18 protein-coding genes and 1 tRNA gene are annotated in these 26,248 nt (G+C 35.4%); 10 read left to right on the top strand and 9 right to left on the bottom strand.

Features of this window, described 5'->3' with window-relative positions; all coding sequences use genetic code 11:
* Positions 1 to 62 precede the first annotated feature (62 nt).
* The 6 genes from BW926_RS00725 (at position 63) to BW926_RS00700 (ending at position 9,293) form a co-directional block, all read left to right on the top strand.
* Complete coding sequence (locus BW926_RS00725) at positions 63 to 2,456, top strand: 3-hydroxyacyl-CoA dehydrogenase/enoyl-CoA hydratase family protein (RefSeq protein WP_076443479.1); 2,394 nt, start codon at positions 63 to 65, stop codon at positions 2,454 to 2,456.
* Between the two features lie 89 nt (positions 2,457 to 2,545).
* On the top strand, positions 2,546 to 3,010 hold the full coding sequence (gene tnpA, locus BW926_RS00720; protein WP_076443478.1) for an IS200/IS605 family transposase: 465 nt from the start codon (positions 2,546 to 2,548) through the stop codon (positions 3,008 to 3,010).
* A gap of 106 nt (positions 3,011 to 3,116) precedes the next feature.
* Complete coding sequence (locus BW926_RS00715) at positions 3,117 to 4,298, top strand: acetyl-CoA C-acyltransferase (RefSeq protein ID WP_076443477.1); 1,182 nt, start codon at positions 3,117 to 3,119, stop codon at positions 4,296 to 4,298.
* 17 nt (positions 4,299 to 4,315) lie between these two features.
* A complete protein-coding gene (locus BW926_RS00710; protein ID WP_076443476.1) occupies positions 4,316 to 6,103 on the top strand; it encodes an acyl-CoA dehydrogenase family protein in 1,788 nt (595 codons plus the stop codon).
* A 688-nt stretch (positions 6,104 to 6,791) separates the two neighbouring features.
* A complete protein-coding gene (locus tag BW926_RS00705; protein WP_076443475.1) occupies positions 6,792 to 7,235 on the top strand; it encodes a phosphohydrolase in 444 nt (147 codons plus the stop codon).
* Positions 7,236 to 7,247: 12 nt separating this feature from the next.
* Positions 7,248 to 9,293, top strand: coding sequence for a M48 family metallopeptidase (locus BW926_RS00700; protein ID WP_076443474.1), 2,046 nt, complete (start codon positions 7,248 to 7,250; stop codon positions 9,291 to 9,293).
* On the opposite strand, the gene BW926_RS00695 is transcribed toward BW926_RS00700, so the two are convergent.
* A complete protein-coding gene (locus BW926_RS00695) occupies positions 9,290 to 10,006 on the bottom strand; it encodes a DUF2490 domain-containing protein (protein WP_076443473.1) in 717 nt (238 codons plus the stop codon). The genes BW926_RS00700 and BW926_RS00695 overlap by 4 nt on opposite strands.
* A 73-nt stretch (positions 10,007 to 10,079) precedes the next feature.
* On the bottom strand, positions 10,080 to 11,891 hold the full coding sequence (locus BW926_RS00690; RefSeq protein WP_076443472.1) for a TonB-dependent receptor plug domain-containing protein: 1,812 nt from the start codon (positions 11,889 to 11,891) through the stop codon (positions 10,080 to 10,082).
* Between the two features lie 450 nt (positions 11,892 to 12,341).
* Here BW926_RS00690 and uvrA point away from each other — a divergent pair, with 450 nt between their 5' ends.
* The gene (gene uvrA, locus BW926_RS00685) at positions 12,342 to 15,131 is read left to right on the top strand and encodes an excinuclease ABC subunit UvrA (RefSeq protein WP_076443471.1); all 2,790 of its coding nucleotides are present in this window, start codon (positions 12,342 to 12,344) and stop codon (positions 15,129 to 15,131) included.
* 468 nt (positions 15,132 to 15,599) lie between these two features.
* Positions 15,600 to 15,671, top strand: a tRNA-Arg gene (locus BW926_RS00680).
* A 753-nt stretch (positions 15,672 to 16,424) separates the two neighbouring features.
* Here the strand turns inward: BW926_RS00680 and BW926_RS00670 are convergent.
* Positions 16,425 to 16,856, bottom strand: coding sequence for a GNAT family N-acetyltransferase (locus BW926_RS00670; RefSeq protein WP_076443469.1), 432 nt, complete (start codon positions 16,854 to 16,856; stop codon positions 16,425 to 16,427).
* 78 nt (positions 16,857 to 16,934) lie between these two features.
* Positions 16,935 to 17,981 carry a M28 family metallopeptidase gene (locus BW926_RS00665; protein ID WP_076443468.1) on the bottom strand — a complete coding sequence of 349 codons (1,047 nt, stop codon included), beginning with the start codon at positions 17,979 to 17,981 and terminating at the stop codon, positions 16,935 to 16,937.
* A gap of 87 nt (positions 17,982 to 18,068) precedes the next feature.
* On the opposite strand from BW926_RS00665, the gene BW926_RS00660 reads away from it, so the two are divergent.
* A complete protein-coding gene (locus BW926_RS00660) occupies positions 18,069 to 19,208 on the top strand; it encodes an aminotransferase class I/II-fold pyridoxal phosphate-dependent enzyme (protein ID WP_076443467.1) in 1,140 nt (379 codons plus the stop codon).
* A 161-nt stretch (positions 19,209 to 19,369) separates the two neighbouring features.
* On the opposite strand, the gene BW926_RS00655 is transcribed toward BW926_RS00660, so the two are convergent.
* From BW926_RS00655 to BW926_RS00645, 3 genes are all read right to left on the bottom strand, one after another.
* Positions 19,370 to 22,099 (bottom strand): sodium-translocating pyrophosphatase, encoded by a 2,730-nt coding sequence (locus tag BW926_RS00655; RefSeq protein ID WP_076443466.1) that lies wholly within the window; start codon positions 22,097 to 22,099, stop codon positions 19,370 to 19,372.
* Between the two features lie 444 nt (positions 22,100 to 22,543).
* Positions 22,544 to 23,155: an inorganic pyrophosphatase gene (locus BW926_RS00650; RefSeq protein WP_076443465.1), complete on the bottom strand. Its 612-nt coding sequence runs from the start codon at positions 23,153 to 23,155 to the stop codon at positions 22,544 to 22,546.
* 22 nt (positions 23,156 to 23,177) lie between these two features.
* Complete coding sequence (locus BW926_RS00645) at positions 23,178 to 23,690, bottom strand: DUF7935 family protein (RefSeq protein WP_076443464.1); 513 nt, start codon at positions 23,688 to 23,690, stop codon at positions 23,178 to 23,180.
* 199 nt (positions 23,691 to 23,889) lie between these two features.
* On the opposite strand from BW926_RS00645, the gene BW926_RS00640 reads away from it, so the two are divergent.
* Positions 23,890 to 24,630 carry an FkbM family methyltransferase gene (locus BW926_RS00640; protein ID WP_143756479.1) on the top strand — a complete coding sequence of 247 codons (741 nt, stop codon included), beginning with the start codon at positions 23,890 to 23,892 and terminating at the stop codon, positions 24,628 to 24,630.
* A gap of 1 nt (position 24,631) precedes the next feature.
* Here the strand turns inward: BW926_RS00640 and BW926_RS00635 are convergent, their stop codons facing one another.
* Positions 24,632 to 25,525: a hypothetical protein gene (locus BW926_RS00635; RefSeq protein ID WP_076443462.1), complete on the bottom strand. Its 894-nt coding sequence runs from the start codon at positions 25,523 to 25,525 to the stop codon at positions 24,632 to 24,634.
* Entirely contained in the window at positions 25,522 to 26,199 is a 678-nt protein-coding gene (gene radC / locus BW926_RS00630; RefSeq protein WP_076443461.1) for a RadC family protein, read from the bottom strand. The genes BW926_RS00635 and radC overlap by 4 nt, the downstream gene beginning before the upstream one ends.
* Positions 26,200 to 26,248: the final 49 nt, after the last annotated feature.

Genomic DNA, 26,248 nt, shown 5'->3' with positions numbered 1-26,248 from the left:
CAAATGATTTTGTATCTCGTTGAAAATGACAAACGCATTAAACAATTACAAATAATAAATCAATGAAAAGAAGAATCAAACATGTTACGGTTCTAGGTTCAGGAATTATGGGAAGTGGTATCGCGGCGCACTTTGCCAACATCGGAGTCCAGGTGTCGCTTCTGGATATCGTTCCTTTTGAACTGAATGAAATGGAACAGAAAAAAGGTTTGACCAAAGATGATAAAGCAGTAAGAAACAGAATCGCTGCGGAAAACTTTGAAAAACTCAAAAAAGCAAGTCCGGCACTACTCTATTCTCCTAAATTCGCAGATAGAATTAAGGTTGGAAATTTTGATGATGATTTACCAAAAATAAAAAATACAGACTGGATCATTGAAGTTGTAGTTGAAAGACTTGACATCAAAAAATCAGTCTACGAAAAAATCGAACAATTCAGAAAGCCGGGAACGTTGATTTCTTCTAATACATCGGGGATTCCAATCCATTTTTTAACGGAAGGAAGAAGCGAGGATTTTAAACATTATTTTGCAGGAACGCATTTTTTTAATCCTGTGAGATATCTTCCTCTTTTAGAGATTATTCCAACAAACGACACACTTCCGGAAATCATTGATTTTTACATGAATTACGGTGCTAAATTCTTAGGAAAAACAACGGTTTTGGCAAAAGATACTCCTGCATTTATTGCGAACAGAATCGGAGTATTTTCAATGATGGATTTGCTTCACAACGTTCAGAAATTAGGTTTAACGGTTTCTGAAGTTGATAAATTAACTGGTCCTGTGATTGGTCGTCCAAAATCTGCGACGTTCAGAACTGCTGATGTTGTTGGTTTGGATACTTTGGTGATGGTAGCAAATGGTGTTCGCCAGAGCGGTGCCGAAGCAAATGATTTCAACAATGTTTTTGCACTTCCTGATTACATCCAGAAAATGATTGATAATAAATGGTTAGGTTCAAAAACAGAGCAAGGGTTCTACAAAAAAGTGAAAAATACTGAAGGAAAATCTGAAATTCACGGGTTGAATCTTGATACTTTAGAATACGAGCTTCAAGGAAAATCTTCTTTTCCGACTTTAGAATTAACTAAAAATATAGACAAACCAATTGACAGATTCAAAGTCTTAATTGGCGGAAAAGACAAGGCTGGAGAATTGTACAGAAAATCGTTGGGGGCATTATTCGCTTATGTTTCTCATAAAGTTCCGGAAATTTCTGATGACATCTACAAAATTGATGATGCGATGAAAGCCGGTTTCGGTTGGGAAAACGGACCATTTGAAATTTGGGATGCAGTCGGTGTTCAAAAAGGTATTGAATTGGCTACAGAAGCCGGTTACCAAGTTTCAGACTGGGTGCAGCATGTGGAGACTTTCTATAAAGTAAATGATGAAGGACAAAGCATTTATGTTGATAAAAATTCCCGTGATTATAAAAAAATTCCTGGTCAGGATGCTTTCATTATTTTAGATAATATAAGAAAAAATAAAACGCTTTGGAGCAATTCCGGTGCAGCGATTGAAGATTTAGGTGACGGAATTATCAACTTCGAGATCCGTTCTAAAATGAACTCTTTGGGAGGTGAAGTGTTGGATGGATTAAACAGAGCCATTGATTTAGCTGAAAAAGAATATGACGGATTAGTGATTGGAAACCAAGCGACTAATTTCTCTGTTGGAGCCAATTTAGCCATGATTTTAATGATGGCAATCGAACAGGATTGGGATGATTTGAACATGGCAATTGCTTACTTCCAAAAATCCATGATGAGAGTTCGCTACTCCTCTATTCCTGTAGTCGTTGCTCCTCACGGAATGACGCTTGGTGGTGGTTGCGAAATGACAATGCATGCCGACCGAGTGGTTGCAGCTGCAGAAACTTACATCGGATTGGTTGAAACCGGAGTTGGTGTAATTCCTGGTGGTGGCGGAACGAAAGAATTGACTTTGAGAACGTCAAGAGAATTCCACAACGATGATGTAAAAAATAACAGACTTCGTGAAGCTTTTATGAATATCGCAATGGGTAAAGTGGCAACTTCTGCTTATGAAGCCTATGATATGGGAATTCTTGAAAAAGGAAAAGATATCGTTTCTGTAAGCAAAAACAGACAGATTGCTGAGGCTAAAAAGGTAGCCAAATTATTGGCAGAACAAGGGTATACTCAACCAATTGAGCAACGAGTAAAAGTTTTGGGTAAAGATGCATTAGGAATGTTCTATGTTGGAACCGACCAGATGTTAACCGGAAATTACATCTCTGAACACGACAAAAAGATTGCAGATAAGTTAGCCAACGTTATGGTCGGCGGAAATCTTTCTGAACCTACAGTCGTTACGGAACAATATTTATTGAATCTTGAAAGAGAGACGTTCTTGCAACTTTGTGGTGAAAGAAAAACATTGGAGAGAATTCAGTATATGTTACAAAATGGTAAACCGTTGAGAAATTAATGGCGAGCTCCGTAGGAGCGAACTGTTAATAGCAGAATAATTTTAGAAAACATCGAGTCGAGCCTCGTAGAGGCGACCTGTTAATTTTTATGGCAAATACATACACACAAATTTATATTCAAATTGTTTTCGCTGTCAAAGGAAGACAAAATCTGATTTCAAAAGAAAATAGAGAAGAATTACATAAATTTATTACAGGTATTATTTCTCATAGAAGTCAAAAATTATTCGCAGTTTTTGCAATGCCGGATCATGTACATATTCTTGTAAGTATGAGTCCAACAGTTTCAATTTCAGATTTAGTAAGAGATATTAAAGCAGGTTCATCAAAATTCATTAATGAAAAAGGATGGATGAATGGAAAATTTAATTGGCAGGAAGGATACGGAGCTTTTTCCTATTCTAAAAGCAGTTTAGATTCTGTTGTTAAATATATTTTAAATCAAGAAGAACATCATAAAAAGAAAACATTTCAAGAAGAATATTTGGATTTTATGTCAAAATTTGAAATTGAATATGATCCGAAATATTTATTTGAGTGGATTGAAGATTAACAGGTCGCTCCTACGGAGCTCCGCACATATTGCAAAACAAAAAAGCTATGAACAGTTTACCTCTACGAGGCAAAAACTTTTAAACTAATTTTTAATTAACAAAAAAATGTCAAAACAAGCATATATAGTAAAGGGTTTCAGAACTGCCGTTGGAAAAGCTCCAAAAGGAAGTTTAAGATTTACAAGACCCGATGTAATGGCGGCAACCGTGATTGAAAAATTAATGGCTGAACTTCCGCAATTAGACAAAAACAGAATCGATGACCTTATCGTAGGAAATGCAATGCCAGAAGCTGAACAAGGCTTGAACGTGGCACGTTTGATTTCCTTAATGGGTTTAAATACAGACAAAGTTCCCGGAGTTACGGTGAACAGATATTGCGCTTCAGGAAGTGAGGCAATTGCGATTGCTTCTGCAAAAATTCAGGCAGGAATGGCGGATTGCATTATCGCCGGAGGTACAGAATCAATGTCTTACATTCCAATGGGTGGTTACAAACCTGTTCCTGAAACAGATATTGCCAAAACCAATCCTGATTATTATTGGGGAATGGGTTACACTGCGGAAGAAGTGGCGAAACAGTACAAAATTACAAGAGAAGAACAAGATCAGTTCGCTTTTGAATCTCATATGAAAGCTTTAAAAGCCAATCAGGAAGGCAGATTTGCTAACCAGATTGTTCCAATTCCTGTTGAATACAATTTCTTGGATGAAAACCAGAAAATGCAGACTAAAAAGTTTGATTTTTCAGTAGATGAAGGTCCAAGAGCAGATACTTCTTTGGCTGGTTTAGCTAAATTAAGACCCGTTTTTGCCAACGGAGGAAGCGTAACAGCCGGAAACTCTTCTCAAATGAGTGACGGAGCAGCTTTCGTAATGGTAATGAGCGAAGAAATGGTGAAAGAATTAGGTATTGAACCAGAAGCCAGATTAGTAGCTTATGCTGCAGCAGGTCTTGAGCCAAGAATCATGGGAATGGGACCGATTTATGCGATTCCAAAAGCATTAAAACAAGCAGGTTTAGAATTAAAAGATATTGAATTAATAGAATTAAACGAAGCATTCGCATCTCAATCTGTTGCCATTAAAAAAGAATTAGGCTTAAATCCTGAGATTTTAAATGTTAACGGAGGAGCAATTGCACTTGGTCATCCACTTGGATGTACAGGAACAAAATTAACCGTTCAGCTTCTTGACGAAATGAGAAAACGCGGAAACAAATACGGTATGGTTTCTATGTGTGTCGGAACAGGACAAGGTGCTGCTTCAATTTTTGAATTATTATAACTAAAATACAAAATATAATGACTACACTTAATAAAACATTGAAAGGAGGTGAGTTTTTAATAAAAGAAATTCAAGCTAATGAAATCTTCTCTTTGGAAGAACTTTCTGAAGAACAAAAAATGCTTCGCGACTCTGCGAAAGAATTTATTGATAGAGAAGTTGTTCCGCAAAAAGAACGCTTTGAGAAAAAAGATTACGGCTTTACTGAAGAAGTAATGCGTAAGCTTGGTGAAATGGGACTTTTGGGAATTGCCGTTCCTGAAAACTACGGAGGGCTTGGAATGGAATTCGTGACCACCATGCTGGCCTGTGACTACATTTCAGGTGTTACCGGTTCATTAGCAACAGCTTACGGAGCTCACACAGGAATCGGAACTTTGCCAATTGTTCTGTATGGAACAGAAGCTCAAAAGCAAAAATATCTTCCCGATTTAGCAGCAGGAACAAAATTCGGAGCATATTGCTTAACTGAACCTGATGCAGGTTCTGATGCCAACTCAGGAAAAACAAGAGCAAAACTTTCTGAAGATGGAAAACATTATATCATCAACGGACAGAAAATGTGGATTTCAAACGCAGGATTTGCAGATACTTTTACATTATTTGCAAAAATTGATGATGATAAAAACATTACAGGTTTTGTTATTAACCGTTCCGAACTGGAAAACCCTAAAAGCTTAACTTTCGGTGAGGAAGAACACAAGTTGGGTATTCGTGCATCTTCTACCCGTCAGGTTTTCTTTAATGATATGAAAATTCCTGTTGAGAATCTTTTAGGTGAAAGAAATAACGGCTTTAAAATCGCTTTAAATGCATTAAATGTTGGCCGTATTAAATTAGCAGCTGCTTGTCTGGATGCGCAGAGAAGAATTTTAAACCACTCTATTCAATATTCTAACGAAAGAAAGCAGTTTGGAGTTTCGATTTCGACTTTTGGAGCAATCAGAAAGAAAATTGCTGAAATGGCAACCGGCGTTTTTGTAAGTGAGGCAGGTTCGTACAGAGCGGCGAAAAATATCCAGGATAAAATTGATGAACTGGTTGCCGAAGGAATGGACCATCAGGCTGCAGAATTGAAAGGTGTTGAAGAATTTGCCGTTGAATGTTCAATTCTTAAAGTTTTTGTTTCAGATTTGGCTCAACATACAGCAGATGAAGGAATTCAAGTGTACGGAGGAATGGGATTCTCTGAAGACACGCCAATGGAAGCTGCCTGGAGAGACTCAAGAATTTCAAGAATTTATGAAGGAACCAATGAGATCAACAGATTGCTGGCCGTAGGAATGTTGATCAAGAGAGCAATGAAAGGAGAACTAGACTTATTGTCTCCAGCAATGGCGATCAGCAAAGAACTGATGGGAATTCCGTCATTTGAAGTTCCGGATTATTCAGCTTTTATGAGCGAAGAAAAAGCAATTATTGCTAATCTTAAGAAAGTTTTCTTAATGGTTTCAGGTGCGGCTCTTCAAAAATATATGATAGATATTGAGAAACAACAGCATTTGTTATTGAATGCTTCTGAAATTCTTAACCAAATCTACATGGCAGAATCTGCAATTTTGAGAGCAGAAAAGCATTTCTCATCAGAATCTGTGGAAGCGGCAATGGCCCAGCTAAACCTTTACAAGGCGGTTGAAAAAATTATCGTGGCAGCAAAAGAAGGAATCGTTTCTTTCGCTGAAGGCGACGAGCAGAGAATGATGCTTTCCGGCCTTAGAAGATTTACAAAATATACCAATCATCCGAATGTAGTGGCATTGACAGAGAAAATCGCTGCACATTACATCAATAAAGGAGCTTATTAGTCTTTTAAATATAAATTTGATTTCAAAGCGTCTCAATTTTTGAGATGCTTTTTTTAGGAGCTTTTTCCCGCTATCCATTATATCTTTTTGGTTGTGGGTGGAGCAAAGCAAAACCCGCAACCAAAAAGGATGTCATTCCTATCGAGGCTATGTTTCACCCAGAAATTTAACTATCCGAAATAATTTCATAGTACGCAATGCTGATGACATAATATTATATATATTTTAAGAAAACAAGCTACAATTCAAATTCAAAAAAAATTCATAATAAAATAATAAGACTAATATTAAAGACAGCTACATTAAGTTCAATAATAATTTTTTCCCAGGAAAAAGACAGGAAACAACAACTTCCGAAAAGCATATCATTAAGCTTAGGAAATTTAATCTTAAAAATTTGTAGATACAACAAAAAGATGAACAAAACAGCCTTTACAAAATGCTTGTTGCAAAACCAAGAGATACTTCTGCTTATTCTAAAAGAAAAGATAAAATGTATTATAAAATTTAAATTCTGTACGGCAGAAAAATAAGTAAAATCTAATAATGGTAGAAGTTTCAATAGTAAGAATGCATCCAATATAGTGTGGAAGAAAAAACAGCTAATTAAAATATTGTTAAAATATTCCTAAAAAAGTGTCTCAAATGTTGAGGCATTTTTTATTTTTGTATTCTACTTTACCTAATAATGATAAAAGAAGAACTATTACATAAAGCTATTAAAATTGCAGATAAAGCACACAAAGGCCAAACCGACAAATACCACGCTCCCTACATCGCCCACGTCATGCGCGTCATGGAATATGGCAAAACCATCGACGAAAAAATTGTAGGTGTCCTTCACGATGTGGTAGAAGATCATCCACAGGAATTCAGCCTTGATTATCTGAGAAGTGAAGGCTTTCCGGAATATATTATCTTCGCGATCAGCTGTTTAACAAAGTTTGATCCGGATGAAAACTATGACGATTTTGTAAAAAGAACCGAACGCTCTCCTCTTGCCGTGGCAGTAAAGCTCAATGATCTTCGCGATAATATGGATTTGAGAAGAGTAAACCGCGAGCTTACCCCAAAAGATATTAAAAGATTTAATAAATATTTAAAAGCTTATCACTATCTGATTGATAAATAACTAAAAACACATATGATGAATAATTTACCTTTTATTTCTCCGGCTTACAGATCTAAGCTGATTTCCGCAATTTTCTCAATTTCAATATTTTTTATCGTTTATTTTTTATTAATTATGGCTTCGCTCCTGCTGATTTTTTTATTAGGTTACGGAGCAATAAAAATAATAGCCATTCATGCCAACTATTTTACGGTTTTGGCGAGTTTAGGATTATTTAGTATCGGATTGGTCGTATTTTATTACCTGATCAAATTTATTTTCATAAAAAATCATTACAACAACAGACATTTGATCGAGATCGACAGGAAGCTGCAGCCAGAGCTTTTTGCTATTATTGATGAAATCGTCGCAGAAATAAAGGTTCAGAAACCGGGAAAGGTGTTTCTCTCTCCTGAAGTGAATGCTAGTGTAAGCTATAATTCCCTTTTTTGGAGCATGTTTTTACCGGTAAAAAAAAATCTCACTATCGGTATGGGACTTATCAACTCTTCTACTGTGGGAGAGCTTAAAACGGTTTTAGCTCATGAATTCGGTCACTTTTCACAGCGAAGCATGAAGATAGGAGGTTATGTAAGCCAGGCCGAGAAAATTATTTTTGATACTGTTTACAACAACAAAGATTTTGAAAACTCACTTAAGCATGGCTCCGGACATTGGGCTTTTCAGCTTGCAGGAATGGTTTCTGTTGGTTTTATAAGTATTTTTCAATATATTTTAAAGTTTTTTTCTGATTTTTTGTTTAAAAATAATGCCTCTTTGAGAAAGGAAATGGAGTTTCACGCGGACGCTGTGGCCACTTATGTAACCAATCCTAAAGAACAGACAGATTCTTTATTAAGAATGGATTTAAGCAGCGAAGCTTTCAATAGTGTGTTTATGTTCTATGCAGAAAGTAATAACAAATATCTTCCTGAAAATCTTTTTGAAAATCAGACTTTACTGATGAAAATTTTCAGTGAAAGAAATCATCATTCATATGAAAATAATCTTCCCAAAGTAGGTATTGAAGACCTTAGACGATATAACAAATCAAAAATAGAAATAGAAGATCAATGGTCATTTCACCCCGAAACGGATAAAAGAATCGAGGCGATCTGGAAAAATAAAACAAAAAACTGCCCTGAAAATAATGCACTTGCAAAAAGTATCATCCGCGGATTTGATGAAATATGCAAAGCTTTGACGAGTAAATTTTTAACCCTGAATAATATTAAAAACATAGGCGAAGTTGTAAGTACTAACGAAAGATTTCTGGATCTTTATGAAGAAAAATATCCATATAAAAGTATTTTTTCTGACTTTAACGGATATTACGAAAGACATAATCCGATTCTGGAAAATGTAGAAGAATTAATCTATGAAACATCCGAAAGCAACGATTTCTTTACAGATAAAAAAGTATCTCTTGTACATGAGAAAGCTGGTGTTGAGACTGATCTTTATGTGCTTCATCAGATGGTTGCTAATCCTAAACTGGTAAGGACATTTAAATGCAACGGAAAATTGTATAAAGCCAGCGAGGCAAAAATTTTAATCCCAAGATTTTCAAAAGAGCTTGAAAATATTCAGTCTGAAATTAAGGAAAATGATAAAACTATTTTCCGGTACTTTTATCATAAGGCAGATGAAGCAAACAGGAAAATTCTACTTGAAAAATATAAAACCCTTGCTGCGTTGGATAGTGAATATGATGTCTATCAGGATTCAATCAACAATTTTATTCCCTATCTGCAGTTTATGATGGTCATCCTTCCTGTTGAAGAAATCCGCAAGCATAGGTCTAGTCTGCTTAAAAATGAAAAAATATTTAAAGAAACCTTGAAAAAATTCATCGAAGAATCCAGATACAAAAATTTTTTATCACTTGATGATAAGCGGCTTTTAAAAGATTTCCTTGATTCTGAATATATTTATTTCAACAACTACAAGTATATCCAGAAGGAAGTGGATGCCGTATTCTCATTAATTAATGAATATCAGTCGATTTTAAATAAAGCATATACAGATTATAAAATACAGCTGATTAACTTTAAGGCTGAGCTTGAAAAAATATTTTAATCTGCACCTGGGTATTCGTATGTTTTCACAGGGTGTTTGGTACCGTCAATATTAATATTTAAAGCTAAATAAATAAAATGTAGATTTTTATTCCCCGACGCTTCAAACTCTCTCTGCCATAGGTATCCGGTTGCAATTCCGATATAATCATCAATCTGATACCCAAATCCACCATATACCCTGTTTCTTGCAAAAGTAGGTTTCATAGAGCTTACAAGGAAAACTTCATCGTAAGCATTTGCAAAAATAGTGCCTTTTTTTACTTCTTTTGCATTTAAAGGAACACTTACATTCAGACGGTAACGGTAACGCATTCTTTGTGAGCTTTTATCGGTTTGTGGTTCATAAAACCAGCTTTTTTCAACTCGAAAACGATTTTCAAACTTTACGATGCCCTTTTTTATATCAATGACGTCCTGAAGCCATACGCGAAGCTCTTCCCTGCTCAGGCTGTGCGATTTATAATTTACATATCTTCCGATTCCCACGAAAGGCTTATGATTTTTGGTGAGATAATATCCCAAACCGCCCTTTATCTCATAATAATCCGGATAGGTATAATCTTCATTTCCACGAAGCTGTCCTTCACCATACAGGAAAAATTTTGGATGAAACTTATAAGTGAGGGTAATCGCATCAAAGCTGGAAATGTGTTCCTGTGCTTTTAAAAAGGTAATACATAAAAATAAACTTAGGTTTAGAAATAGTTTCATCAAAAAAATTTTTGCAAATGTAAATTAATTAACAATTTCATAATATTAAGTTTAATTCATGGTGAATTAATATTTAGTTAATATTGATATTATAAGAAAAACCAATGTGGAACCATCTTTTTGGCATTTGTACCCCAAAAGTTTCTGTATATGTAATATTTGTTAAATTATTGATTAAAATATACACTGAAAAGTCTTTTTTAACGAAACTTAATTTTTCGTCTAAAATATTATAGCTTCCAAGGCTCACTCTTTCATTATAACGGTAAACAACTTCATTGGTAAAATTTTTCAGGAATTTTGTCTCCAGCTTTGCTATGAACTGATGCTTTAAATTTTCCAGGACATATCTTGAAACAAATTCATCAGAAGCTTTGAAATTATTATCAAGATAAGTATACCCGACAGTATATTTCAGCCAGTTTAAAATTCTGTGATTCAGTTCTATTTCAATACCTTTTGTATTGATTTTATCTACATTGCCGGCATACCAGATGAGATCGTTCAATGTTTTTTTGGTCCAGTCGATAGAGTTGCTCGAATTTCTTAAAAATCCGCTTATTTTTGCCGTAACAACTTTATTCTGAAACTCATATCCCATCTCTGCAGAAACTGCACTTTCAGGTTTCAGGTCAGGATTTCCCTGTTCTGTTTTGCTTACATAAAAAAGGTCTGTAAAAGTAGGTACTCGGGAAACTCTGGAAATATTTCCGTAAACTTTATTATTCTGATTAAAGTTATATCCAACATCTAAACCTGGATAGAAAAAATTTCCTTCAGTAGAGTAGTTTGCCCAGGAAAATCCGGGGCTGATATTTAGTTTTTTATCAAGTAAAGAAAAATGATGCTCAAAGAAAATTTGAGAAACAAAACGGTTTCTGTTCCCTAGATTATTGCTTGCCAAAAACTCCTTTCTCAGTTCCACACCTACTCCGGTTGTCCCTAATCCCCATTCATAGCTAGAATTTACCTCGCCGCCCACATTGTTTCCGATGTGCATATTGCGATAGATTTCAGGCTTTTGCCTGTTAAAAAGATACATATCCTGCCCTCTTCTCCAATATATATTTGAATGAATTTTTAATTTTCCAAAGCTCTGCTGATGCGCAAGACTTACAACCGAAGCCTGTGTTTCCTCATATTGCTCCGTAGCCTGCGAAGAAGAATAAAAGCCGTTTGCCCCAAATTTTTTCTCGGAAAAACCGGCCTGCAGTCGGAGATCACCGTTATTGATATTTAATTTACTCTGATAAAAAATATTTCTGATTTCGTAATCTGTATTATGCATATAACCTTCAGATCCTGAAGAATTTGCCTGTAAGGAATTCGAGAATTTTTCATTTCCCAACTGCGCATTCAAGCCTAAGCTGTAGCTTTCGTAATCACCTGCTTCAGCACTTATTTTTACCCTTTTTCCGATGTGGGTTTTTGTAATTACATTAATGACACCGGCGTAGGCATTCTGTCCGAATCTCCTTGCTCCGGGTCCTTTTATCACTTCGATTCTTTCCACATCTTCCAGGTCTATCGGCAGATTCATAGAATTGTGCCCGGTTTGAGAGTCATTCATCCTGACCCCGTTCAGAAGCAGAAGCACCTGCTCAAAAGAGCTTCCACGAAAGCCAAGATCACTCTGCACTCCATTGGGCCCTCTTCTCCTGATATCCATACCGGGAACCTGCTGCAGAATTTCATCAATACTTTTAGCAGGAGAGTTGGCTATTTCCTCTTTTGTAATGACCGTAATATTTTGATTGGCAATTTTATAAGGAACAGAAATCAGCTTTCCCTGAATTTCAATGGTTTCAATATCGGTTGATTTTTCCTGTGCCTGAATAAAAAATAAAGCTCCAAAGAAAAAAACACTTACTATTTTCTTAATCATAGATCAGATGTATCTCGGTTAGTTTTTACAAGTTCCAAAAATAATGGAGTTTAAGATGACATACAAATGATAGTTGTCATAAAAAAGATGCGGTTGGGAACCGCATCTTTCTGGGAGTAATTAGTAATTTCTATCTTTTTCTCATTAAATGTGTAACTAAATCTCTAATTAATTTTCTCATTTTTATAATTACATATTTATGAATACAATTTTAAATAAATTTAATATGCAAAACAATACCACACCATTAAAAAGTATAAAATTATAATATTTAATTGAAGATTGATGATATGCTATGAATAATATATGTTCTTTATCAATTGTTTAAAATTAATCTCAAATAAAAGTTTTAATTAATGTTACCTGAGTTTTCTATTCATGCTATTTGTCTTTTAAAATGTATAAAAAAATCCGCTAAAAATTCGTAATTTTGTTAGTCTTAATTTTACTATGGCTAATACAACAGATATAGATATTAAAAAACAGATTTTCGTTAAGAATGCACACCTTAACAATCTGAAACACATCGATGTTCTCATCCCGAAAAATAAGCTGATCGTCATTACAGGAGTTTCCGGAAGCGGAAAATCTTCACTGGCTTTCGATACGATTTATGCGGAAGGACAGAGAAGATATGTTGAGAGCTTGAGCTCTTACGCACGTCAGTTTTTGGGTAAGCTGGAAAAACCGAAAGTTGATGATATTAAAGGTTTAGCACCTTCTATCGCAATTCAGCAAAAGGTAATTTCTTCCAATCCGCGATCTACAGTAGGAACGTCAACGGAGATTTATGATTATATGAAGCTTCTGTTTGCGAGAATTGGAAAGACATTTTCTCCTATTTCTGGTGAAGAGGTCAAAAAAGATTCGGTTTCCGACGTGGTGGATTTCATTAAAACTTCAAAAAAAGATGCTTTCCTATTGACGGCTCCTTACGAATATGATACTGCCAATTTCGGTGAAAATTTAAATGTTTTAAAACTTGCCGGATTTACTCGATTAGAAATCAACGGAAATGTAGCAGGAATCGAAGATCTGGAGAGTTTCGGTTTCACTCCGGAAAAAGGAATGGAAATCAATCTTGTGATCGACCGTTTTTCATACGAAGAGGATGAAAGTTTTCTTCAAAGGCTTGCGGATTCTATTCAGATGGCATTTTATGAAGGCCGTGGATATTGTTCATTAAAAAATGTTGATACCGGGAAGATCAGAGAATTTTCAAATAAATTTGAACTTGACGGTATTGAGTTTTTAGAGCCGAATGTTCATTTTTTTAGCTTTAATAATCCTTACGGAGCCTGCCCGGCCTGTGAAGGCTATGGAAAAGTAATCGGGATTGATGAAGATCTTGTAGTGCCCAACAAAACCTTGTCTATTTTTGAAGATGCCGTGATGGCCTGGAGAGGAGAAAGCATGAGCGAATGGAAGAAAGCTTTCATTAAAAAAGCTAAAGATTTCCCTATTCATAAGCCTTATCATCAGTTAAGCAAGGAACAGAAAAATTACCTTTGGAAAGGAGACGGAAGCTCCAGCTTTCCTTCAGTTAATAATTTCTTCAAAATGCTTGAGGAAAATTTATATAAAATCCAGTATCGTGTGATGCTTTCCCGTTATCGAGGCAAAACACTCTGCCCTACTTGTGAAGGCCTTAGACTGCGTGAGGAAACGAGCTGGGTGAAAGTTGACGGGCATAATATCCAGTCAATGATCGAGCTTCCTTTAGATGAGCTTTTCCCCTTGATTAAAGAATTAAAATTATCAGAACACGATCAGGAAGTTGCGAAAAGATTATTATATGAAATTACTACCCGCCTTGAATTTTTATTAAAAGTAGGCTTGGGATATTTAACCTTGAACAGAACCTCCAATACCCTTTCCGGCGGTGAAAGCCAAAGAATTAACCTTGCCACGAGCTTAGGAAGTTCTTTAGTGGGTTCAATTTATATTTTGGATGAGCCGTCCATCGGGCTGCATTCAAGAGATACTGAAAATCTGATTGATGTTTTGAAAAACCTTCGTGATATCGGGAATACGGTAATTGTTGTCGAGCATGATGAAGATGTGATGAAAGCTGCAGATTATATCATTGATATTGGTCCGGAAGCTGGTTATCTCGGCGGTGACCTTGTTTTTGCAGGTGATTACAAAGATTTGAAAAACGCGGATACTTTAACGTCAAAATACCTGACCGGCAGACTGGAGATTGAGGTTCCGGCAAAACGAAGAAAGGCTAAAGAATGGATCAATATAAAAGGTGCTCGCCAAAATAACCTTAAAAATATTAATGTAGATGTTCCTTTGGAAAACCTTGTGGTAATTTCCGGAGTTTCTGGAAGCGGAAAGTCTACTTTAATGAAAGAAATCCTTACGAATGACATCCAGATTCAGTTGGGGATGGGCGGTAAAAAAGGAGATTATGATGCTGTAGAATTTCCAAAAAAGCTAATTAAGCATATTGAATTAATCGACCAAAACCCTATCGGAAAATCTTCCAGATCAAATCCTGTTACCTATCTGAAAGCTTATGATGATATCCGCGATTTGTTTTCAAAGCAAAAGATATCCAAAATGATGGGCTATAAGCCTAAGCACTTCTCTTTCAACGTAGATGGTGGAAGATGCGATGAGTGTAAAGGTGAAGGCGTAATCAATGTATCCATGCAGTTCATGGCTGATATTGAGCTTGAATGTGAGGTTTGTAAAGGAACGCGTTTTAAAAATGAAATCCTTGAGGTGAAATATGATGAGAAAAACATCTCTGATATTCTACACATGACCGTTGATGAAGCATTGGAATTTTTTACAGATAATCACGAGGAGAAAATCGTAACCAAGCTAAAACCATTGCAGGATGTTGGGTTAGGATATCTACAGCTGGGGCAAAGCTCTTCTACCCTTTCCGGCGGTGAAGCACAGCGTGTGAAGCTGGCCTCATTCCTGGTAAAAGGGGTAACAACAGATAAGACTTTGTTTGTTTTTGATGAGCCTTCTACAGGTCTGCATTTCCATGATATTCAGAAATTACTTAAATCTCTTCAGGCTCTTATTGATCTTGGGCATTCGGTGATTGTCATTGAGCATCAGCCGGATATTATCAAGTCCGCCGATTATATTATTGATATAGGCCCGGAAGCCGGTAAGCATGGAGGTGAAGTAATTTTCACAGGAACTCCAGAGGACCTGGTAAAAAATAAAAAATCTCATACTGCGAAGTATATAAAGGAAAAGTTGGAGATTTAAGAAATATAAAGAGAGTCTTTTTTTTATTCAAAAATATATAAGTAAATTTCCAATTAGAAACTTAATATTTTTCAACCATGGAAAAGGACGTTAAGAAAAGCAAGAAAATACTAAATTCTTTCATTGAAGGTTATTCATATGAAGACTAGATCTTCTAAATTTATCCACAAAAAAATGTGCATAACATGTGAATTTTAACATTTAATTATTGTTTAGAATAAAATTATTTCCTAAATTTACTATGTAATACAACTGAAGTGGAAACATATTTTGCTTTTTTCAATTATGAAATCGCAATTAAATTTATAAAAATTTAAGCATAGCATTGTCGGCTATGCTTTTTATTGTTGTCTAATTAAAAAAATGAGATGTTTTATCTACTGAATCTGCTCCTAAAGAGCAGATTCTTTCATCTCTTCTTCCATTGATTCTTGCGGATTTTTTATATCTTTAAATTTTAAAAATCAAGGCCTCATAGTTCAATGGATAGAATAGAAGTTTCCTAAACTTTAGATCCAAGTTCGATTCTTGGTGAGGCTACATATATTAAAACAGGATGTTTTTCGAATATCCTGTTTTTTCTTGAAAACCCTTTTATATTAAACATTTTCAGACACTTTCTAAAAATATTTATATTTAACCATGTTTTAATTTGTTCAAGTTTGTTGGTAGTTGGTGGTAACAAATGTGGTAACAAATTTTTAATTGTTATTGTAAATTTTTATATTTGACCTATTCAAGTAATTATAAAATTATTGCAACAGTTAATTTTTTCTTAAGAGGAAATTCTGAAAGACAAAAAATATATTTCAGATACAGACCTAATAAAAATTTTGATCTTGTTTTAGTAACACCCTATTTTATTGAAAAAAAATTTTGGGATAGTGATAATCAATGTTGGAATGAAGATCAGATCATAAAGGGTGCAAGATCATCAGAAACAAGACTTCTCAATACAGAAATAATAACCTCAGTTTATTCAGATCAACTATTCAAAATTCATTGATAATAATTTAAATGCTACATCTCCGGAGCTAAAAAATCTAATCAAAGAATATATAACCAAAAACTACTTTGTACATAAAATCAAAACTGAAAAAAAACTTACAAAACCTGAAAAGTTGATTGATCTTATAGATTTTTATCTTAAGTATAGAAGTGTTGAAGATAAAACTCAAGGCTTAAAACCACTTGCAAAAAATACAGAAAAGAAATTTACAACACTGAAAAATATAATTACACAATTTGATAAAAATCTAAAGGCAACAGATATAACTTTTTGTTTCATATTATTTATTTTTTCCAATCGCTAAAAGACATTTCAAATTTTATTTCACCCTTTCCATGCCTTCCGATTTCCTTCCAGCCAGCTCTTCTGTAAAAGTCTTCAGCTCTTGTATCGGGAGAAGTTCCTAGCCATAAATTTTCTTTGGTCTGATTAAAATACCAATTCAGCATAACATTATGAAGTAGCCCTCCAATTCCTTGCTTTTCAAAATTAGGATGCAGAAATAACGCCCAAATATTATTTTCCTTTAAGTCAACAATAGAAAATCCAACAATCTGGTTATCAGTTTCATACACCCATCCCTTACCTCTTTTAAATAAAAACTCTTCACAATCTTTATCTGTCACTAAATTCGGATCAGACAACATATTTTCCTTAACAGAATTCCTCACTTTTTGTATTTGGGGAATATCATCAAATTTGGCTTCTCGAAGCATTTTTAATTTATTTTAAATATAAAAAGACAAACAGCTCATTTAAAAATTTGCCCTTAAAATTCATATAAATATTATTAATTATTTCTGATCTACAACAATTCTATCCTTCCTGTTAGCCAGTTCCCAGGCAGTTGCGAAAACAAGCTGGGTTCTTTTTGCCAGTAATGCATAATCTATTTTTTCCACATCATCTGTAGGCTTATGATAATCTTCATGAATGCCGTCAAAGAAAAATGCTACCGGAATATTATTTTTTGCAAAATTGTAGTGGTCTGATCTGTAATACAATCTCTGAGGATCGTTGGGATCATCATATTTGTAATTTAGTTCCAGATTATTCGTTCTTTTATTTGCTGCTTCGTTGATAACTTTTAATTGAGAGCTTAACATTTCAGAACCAATGACATACACATACTGCTTTCCTCTGTTTTCCGGATCATCACGACCGATCATGTCAATATTCAGGTCTACCACCGTATTTGCTAAAGGAAAAACAGGATTATCGGTATAATATTCAGACCCGAATAAGCCATGCTCTTCACCCGTTACATGAAGGAAAAGTATTGATCTTTTAGGTCCGTTTCCTGATTTTTTCGCGGCCTGAAATGCCTTTGCGATTTCCATGACGGCAACCGTTCCGCTTCCATCATCGTCAGCTCCATTGTATACTACTCCGTCTTTTGTTCCCACATGATCGTAATGCCCAGAAATTACTATGATTTCCTCAGGTTTCTCACTTCCTTCAATGAAGGCCAGAATATTTTCGGAATCAGGAAGATTACTTCCACCCCTCTGCTTCATATAATCTGCCGGAACTTTTTGATAATAAGAACCTAAAGCTTTCGGATAAGAAACTCCGAGGCTTTTATAATAGTTTATCATGTATTCTCCTGCTTTTTTCTGGCCAGGGCTGCCCGTATCTCTTCCTCCCATTTCATCTGAAGCAATTACGTATAGGTTTTTCTTTAGATCATCAGCTTTAATCTCTCTGTAGGCAGAAAGAAACTCTTTGTCACCTTTTACGTTGGATGCAAATTGTGGTGAAGATGTATCGGTAAACGTTCTTGCCGTTCCACAGCTTGCCAGCATAGCAATTGAAAGTAGCGGAATAAATAGTCTTTTCATTATAAAATAATTTGCTTAAAAATAACAAAATTTATTTAATCTTTAATGGATGTGTATTTTTCTTATATTTGAATTAAATGCAACGGGATGAATAATATTTACGGATTCAGTCATTACTCATTTTTCACGGATATGTCTGAGTTGGCGGCGAAACACAATAGTTTTGACCTGTCACTCGGTATCCCGGATTTTGATATTGATGAGCGCCTCAGAGTGTATTTAAAAGAATCTGCAGACCTTAAAAACCATCATTATGAGCCACTTGCAGGAAATCCATTGCTGATTGAGAATGTCATTAGGTTTAACCTTAAAAGAATAAATAGCATTAAGCTTCTGGAAAATGAAGTAACCATTGTTCCCTGTGCAACTTTTGCTTTATATACCTCATTGAAATGTATTCTGAATCAAGGAGATGAAGTTATTATCATCCAGCCTTCTTATTATACTTATGGGCCTTCGGTGTTTTTAAATGGTGGTATTCCTGTATATTATGATCTTGATAATGATTTTAATATAAACTGGGATAAACTTCAAAATTGTATTTCTGAAAAAACAAAAGCCATTATTGTCAATTCTCCTCAAAATCCAACGGGTAAAATCTGGTCAAAAAATGATTGGGACCGACTTTATGAATTAATAAAAAGCCAGGAAATTTATTTGATTTCGGAGGAAATTTATGATACTTATTGCTATGATGGTATTGATCATTTCAGCTCATTTCTCCATCCGGAACTAAAGAAAAGAACATTCTGCATTTTTTCTTTCGGGAAAATGTTTCACACGACCGGTTGGAAGGTCGGATATTTATTGACTCCGCCGGATTTAACTTCAAAATTCCGCTGTCACCAGCAGTATATCTCGTACAGCGCGAATTCTCCATGTCAATATGCATTGGCAAAATATCTGGAAGTTTTTGAATCTTCTGAAAATCATATTCTAATGCAGAAAAAGCGTGACCTTTTTAATGATCTGATTAAAGAAACACCGTTCGTCACTGAAAATAAGGCTGAAGGAGCTGTTTTCCAAGTGGTTAATTTCAGAAACATCTCTAAAACCATGACAGACGTTGAGTTTTCAAAATGGCTTACCGTTGATAAAAAAGTATCCTGTCTCCCTTTATCTGCTTTTTATAATTCAAGACAAAATTCTGATTATGTACGTTTTAGCTTTGCGAAAAATGATGATTTGATTATTGATGCCTTGAATCATTTAAGGAAGAATCTTTGAGGTCTTACAAGGAACGTAGTGACGAAGCAATCTCTTACTATTTTCCTTCGCAGATTTGGCAGATTGAACAGATGATTTGTGTTTGTTCGAGAAAATATTTGTGTTATCAGTTTCAATAAAAAAAGCACCGCCAAGGCAGTGCTTATATATTTTAAAATTGATTAAAGGCTTAAAACTCTTACATCAATTCTTCTGTTTTTCGCTTTACATTCATTGGTGTCATTTTCCGGACAGACAGGATATTGAGAGCCGTATCCTTCCGCCTCTACACGATCACCCGCGATACCCAATTCCAATAACTTCAGTTTTGTGGTTTGAGCCCTTAGGTTTGAAAGCTTTTGGTTGCTTTCTTCGTTTCCGGTATTGTCTGTATAGCCTCCCAGCTTTATCTTTAAATCAGGATAAGCGTTTAAAATTTCAACAAGATTTAAGAGCTGAACTTCCGAACCAGGTCTTAAATCACTGGAACCTGTCTGAAAATAAAGGTTTTCAATAGTATACCAACTATTAGGATTCAAAATTTTCTGATCTTTATTTTTAACTGAATTATATAATTGATATAACTGACTTCCTTCACCAATAGAAATTTTCTTTCCGCCTTTCAATTCCACTTCCTTGATATTTCCGGTGTCATAGACAAAATCTCCGCTTTCGTTCAAACGTCCTTTTATATCATTATGACCTAACTCCATTAAATCTGTAGTTACTACAGTACTTTTTACCCCCGAAACTCCGGTCAGCGCTTCAATTTTTGCTTGTCTGTTGGCTTCTATCTTATCTTTATGCAGTATTGCTAAAGTTGGGGCAATAACTAAGGAAACAATTGACATTAATTTAATTAAAATATTCATGGAAGGCCCGGAAGTATCCTTGAAAGGATCACCCACAGTATCCCCTGTCACTGAGGCCTTATGAGGTTCTGAACCCTTATAATAGGTTTTCCCATTGATATCAACTCCTTTTTCAAATGATTTTTTAGCATTATCCCAAGCTCCACCTGCGTTGTTCTGGAACATTCCCATTAAAACACCACTTACCGTGGCTCCGGCAAGAAATCCTCCTAAAACTTCAGGCCCGAAAATAAACCCGATCAATAAGGGTGAAATAATGGCAATTGCTCCAGGAAGCATCATTTTTCTAATGGAAGCGTCTGTGGAAATGGCTACACATTTTTCGTATTCAGGCTGTGCCTTTCCTTCCAAAATCCCTGGGATCTCACGGAACTGTCTTCGTACTTCCTCTACCATGGCCATTGCAGCCTGTCCTACCGCAGTAATAGCCAAAGATGAAAATATAAATGGGATCATCCCGCCAACAAATAATCCGGCCAGGACATCAGCTCTGTAAATATCAATTCCATCGATACCTGCAATACCTACAAATGCGGCAAATAAAGCTAATGCCGTAAGCGCGGCAGAAGCAATTGCAAACCCTTTACCCGTAGCGGCGGTAGTATTTCCAACGGCATCTAAAATATCTGTTTTTTCCCGGACTTCTTTTGGTAATTCGCTCATTTCTGCAATACCTCCTGCATTATCTGCAATTGGGCCGAACGCGTCTATTGCCAGCTGCATTGCAGTTGTGGCCATCATTCCGGCTGCTGCAATGGCTACTCCGTATAATCCGGCACAAAGATAGGATCCGTAAATCCCGCCTGCCAAAACAATAATCGGGAGTAATGTCGATTCCATTCCCACGGAAAGTCCGCCAATGATATTGGTGGCATGGCCTGTAGAAGATTGTCTTACAATACTTGAAACCGGCCTTTTACCTATTGCTGTATAATATTCTGTGATGATACTCATTAAAGTACCCACTACCAATCCTACCATTATAGCCCCGAAGACACCCATTTTTGTGAATTCGTGACCTCTGAGAACCATTTTCTCAGGCAAAATATAAGTTACCAAAAAATAAGAAGCTATAGCTGTAATAACAATGCTTCCCCAGTTTCCAAGGTTTAAAGCATTTTGTACGCTAGATGTGGAAGAGTCTTCATTATCATTGATTCTGACAAATAAAGTTCCGATAATGGAGAAAATAATTCCTGTTCCCGCAATAAGCATGGGTAAAAGAATCGGGGCAAAACCACCGAAAGAATCTTCGGAAATGGTTTCCCTTCCCAATACCATTGTAGCTAAAACAGTCGCCACATAAGAACCGAAAAGGTCGGCACCCATTCCTGCAACGTCTCCCACGTTATCCCCTACGTTATCGGCAATGGTAGCCGGATTTCGGGGATCATCCTCCGGGATTCCGGCTTCTACTTTTCCTACAAGGTCAGCCCCTACATCTGCGGCCTTTGTATAAATTCCTCCACCCACTCTTGCAAATAATGCAATGGATTCTGCGCCCAAAGAAAAACCGGTAAGGATCTCAATGGTTCTTTCCATTTCGTGGGAATCTACCGGAGCATCTGGGGCGAAGATTTGCCTGATAATGATAAAAAGTGTTCCTAATCCTAAAACGGCCAGCCCGGCAACTCCCATTCCCATCACGGAGCCTCCGGTAAAAGAAACTTTAAGCGCTTTTGAAAGCGAGGTTTTTGCAGCTTCTGCTGTTCTTACATTGGCTTTTGTAGCGATTTTCATCCCGATAAAACCGGCCAATGCAGAGAAAATAGCTCCTACCACAAAAGCAATACCTATCGTCCAGTGTGAATTGGCATTGCTCATTCCCATCACTGCTAAAAGAATGGCCACAATAACTACGAAATAGGTTAAAATCTTGTACTCGGCTTTTAGAAAGGCCATTGCACCGTCAGCGATATGCCCGCTAATAAGTTTCATTTTATCATTTCCGGCATCCTGCTTACTTACCCAGTTGCTCTGGAGAAAAGTGTAAAGTAATGCAACAACACCGAAAATTGGTACTAACGTAAATAGATCCATAGTTTAATATTTTTTGGTAATAGAGAATTAAATATAATGAATAATTCTCATGAAACTAACGAAAAATATTTATAACTATTTAAAAGCTATTGGTTAAACGGTTAATCAAAGACGATTTAAAGTTTAAAGTTTTAGGTTTAATGTTATTTTGATTAATAGAAATATATTAATAAGTTCGACTAAAGCCAATTTATTTTTTATTAATTAAATAAGCTAAAGCACGTTCCTATTTGATGAAAAGACCGCCGTTCAATGATGGTTGAGGCTCTCGAAGCCACCAAAACTGTCACCCTAGCCCCGATTGCAATGAAAAATCCCGCAATGGAGCGGCGCAGCCTCGTCGTAATGAGGAATTGTAATGAAAAGCGGGAAAAGCTTCTAAAAACAAAAAAGGACAAATGAAAAATCATTTATCCTTAATTTTTATCTTCAATAAAGAGAATTTTATCCTCCGTATTTATTTGAGTAATCTTCCTGAGACGCCTTAATCACTTTTTTAGCGTGTTCTGCACCGTAAACCTCCTGAATTCTACATTTTGCAGGCTCGTCCGGTAAGTTTTTATACGTAAGAAAATAGTGCATTAATCGTTTCACTTCTGCCTCAGGTAATTCTGAAATATCTCTGAAGTGTCCGAAAGCGTGGTCACCGATCATTACAGCTACGATTTTATCATCAGCTTCTCCCCCATCAATCATTTTAAAACCGCCAATAGGAATAGCTTCCATCAGCAATCCTCCTGCGTGAATATTGTGCGAGCTTAATACACAGATATCCAAAGGGTCATGATCACCCATAGTAACGTCGTTTGCCCCTCTTTCAACAGCGAGATTCATTACAGCAGTGTCACAATATGTTCTTGGAACAAAACCGTACAATGCAGGGATAATATTTGAGAATTTCTGAGGTCTGTCTACTTTCAAAAATCCTGTTTCTTTATCTACTTCGTATTTAATAGTGTCTGAAGGAACGATCTCCACGAAAACATTTACAACATTTGGCGCATCTTCTCCTGCAGAAATCCCGTGCCATGGATGTGCTTTAAAATTTGGAATCATTATTTTAAATTTATTTTTTTAGTTAAGCTATTATTATAATTTCTCTTCTTAAATCTTCTATGGTAGCTGAAATATAGTCTTCACCATTCATATAGTTCATAATGAAAATTGTTTTAAATTCTTCCAGACTCGCGTTGCCTTTTAACCCTTCATAAGTTGAGTGAAACAAATCTATTATAGCGTTTTTGGAATCTACTATATTTTTCCATGAATTTTTTGTTAAATAAAGCTGCTGGGAAGAATTGTACTCAAACTCTTCATTGATGGATTTTTCCGTCAAGAAGATAAACTCATGAACCGCAAGGCCTTTATCAAATCTTTGGACGAGATTGAATGGCTTTATCCTTTCCAGAAAAAGAACCATTCTTTCATAAGACTGCGTTTTGTTTTCAGCATTTGATTTTACAGAAAGAAGCCTGATTTCCTGCTCTTTAAGTTTAATAAAAGTGAATATAAATTGTCTCACCAAAACCAAAAATGGTATCGTGATGATCAATGCAAATGCATAGGGCAAATATTCTGAAAAATTTGTCATAATTTGAGGTAGCAAAATTACTAATTATTTAGTAGTTTTTGAATATGTTTTTCATCAATTCTTGCTACAGAACCTTAAAATTTATTTTTAGCATCAAATATTCTTTCCAATCAGCATAAATAGTATTAATTTGCAGCTGCTAAATAAAACAGAAGTGTCTTTCAAAAATTATATATCAAAACTGTCTTTTAACGGTAAAATGAGTAGTAATATCAAAACATTTATTGCTTTTATTGTTAATTCTAAAAGATACAGTTCAAAATTTAAACAAAATAAACTTGATCTGAGCAATGACGAAACCTTTGTTTATCATTTCACAAAAAATCAGAGAAAATTTGCTCTTTATCTGAGGACTTTTAAAGGAGATATTGATATTTTTTACGAAGTATTCTGGAAGAAAACGTATGATCGGCATTTAAATTTTCTTGAGGACAAACCAAAAGTGATTGTTGATCTGGGCGCGCATATCGGTCTGACTTCCATTTATCTGAGTCTGAAATATCCGGATGCAAAAATCATTGCCGTAGAAGCTTCTCCTGAAAACTTCCTTTTATTGAAGGAAAATACATCTTCATTCGAAAACATTGAATGTGTGAATGCTGCTATTTATTTTGAAAACGGAACGGTGAATTTCGGAGGTGAAGAACTTTCTTATAATCAGAGAATTTCTGACTCCGGCATTGAAATTAAGGCTATTTCCGTTGAAAATTTAATGAAAGAATACAAATTAAATGAAATAAATTTACTTAAAATCGATATAGAAGGCGGAGAAGTTGAGCTTTTAAGAAAAAACAATTCATGGCTGGAAAAAGTAGAAAATATCATTATTGAAATTCATCAAGACTACACCCAAGAACGCCTGAACAAAGATCTGGAGCCTTTTGGTTTTACAATAAAACTTAATAAAAATGCGGTGCTGTTTGTCAGCAAAAAACATTAAATCAGAACAATTTTAAAGTCTTTCTGATGACATCTTTTTTAGAATTTGCGATGACCGGATACATTTTCAGCTCAGGACGAAATCCTCTGAAAAATTCTTCAATCGCAGGAACCTCACTTCCTTCAAAATCAAAGATTTTCTGTGCTATATTCTGTGCAATGACATGATCTATAATAGTAGAAGCACCGGAAAGCTTCACATAATCTTTATCGTTAAAAGTGCCTAAAAGTGCCACTGTCTTTTCATCAAAAAACACGGCAATGGTATTAATAATTTTCTCTTTATAAACAAAAGCTACGATTTTCAAATGCCCTGAATTTTCCAGGTTAGTAAATATTTCTAAAAAATGAGCTTTATCGTTATTATCTTTGGCTCCTATGAAATTGGCTGATATAAAAGTTTCCGCATCTTTTATTTTGGTTTCCATGATTTTGGAATGGGTGGAAACCTCTTCGTCTAGCCTTAGTTTTCTTTTTCTTTTTGGAGAATATTTCTGGCGTACTGTTTCATATTTTTCAGGATAAATTAGAAAATTTTTTCGAAGTTGTAACGGTTCTGAAAATTTATTTCTATCATTAAAAGCATAATACCAGATATTGTATTTTTCTCGAAAAAATTGTAAAAACCGATCATTTATTTCAATATTATCCGTCTTTGAAAAAACTCCCAATTGCTGACAGAGTTTAGGATTGATAACAAGTTTAATTCCTATTCTTTTTATAAAAGCAACCGGCATCACAGCCTCATAATCTCCATAAACCAGTAGTTCCCATTGCTTGTCGGAAGTGATGTCTAAAAAAAGCTTTGTGGCAGAATACTTTCTCTGCTCAGAATTTTCCAAACAATCTGTATATTTTTCGAAATCAATTTCGTTGTATTTCAATCTTCTAATCATAGCAATCCGTCGTCTGAAAAACTAAAATATGAATTCTGAGTGATAATCAGGTGATCCAACAGCTGAATATTCAGAAGTTTTCCGGCTTCTTTTATTTTCTGGGTAATTTCAATATCTTCGCGGCTCGCCTTCAAGTTTCCCGAAGGGTGATTGTGAGCAATAACGATTCCGGTTGAATAGTGGTCTAAAGCGGTTTTAAACAAAACCCTTATATCAACAATGGATTGGTTAATTCCGCCCTGTGTAAGCTGTGCTAAATGAATAACCCTGTTACTTTGATTGAGGAAAACAGCCCAGAATTCTTCCGTCCTCAAATCTGATAAATGATTCCTGAAAATCTGATACGCATTATGACTGTTAGAAATAACAGGCTTTTCCGGGATTTCCTGGCTTGCCCTTCTTCTTCCGATTTCCAAAGCGGTTGTAATTGAGATCGCCTTTACTTCTCCTACTCCTTTAAATTTCATTAAATCTTTAATCGAAAGCAGACTCAGCTGATGCCAATTGTTGTTCACGGAAGTTAAGATTCTTCTTGCCAATTCCACAGCCGTTTCGTCCCTGCTTCCGCTTCCCATGATAATGGCCAGTAATTCAGAATCCGATAACGAATTCTTGCCTTTCAGTAAAAATTTTTCTCTGGGTCTGTCGTCTTCGGCTAAAAATTTAATGGACATTTTTTAGAGAGAAAAAGAGGAATAAAAGAGTTTTTTTATCATTTGTGCA

The sequence above is a fragment of the Chryseobacterium sp. RU37D genome, from assembly GCF_900156075.1.
Classification (GTDB): domain Bacteria; phylum Bacteroidota; class Bacteroidia; order Flavobacteriales; family Weeksellaceae; genus Chryseobacterium.
The sequence above is the reverse complement of the archived record's forward strand: the minus strand, read 5'-3'. Positions and strand labels throughout refer to the sequence as shown.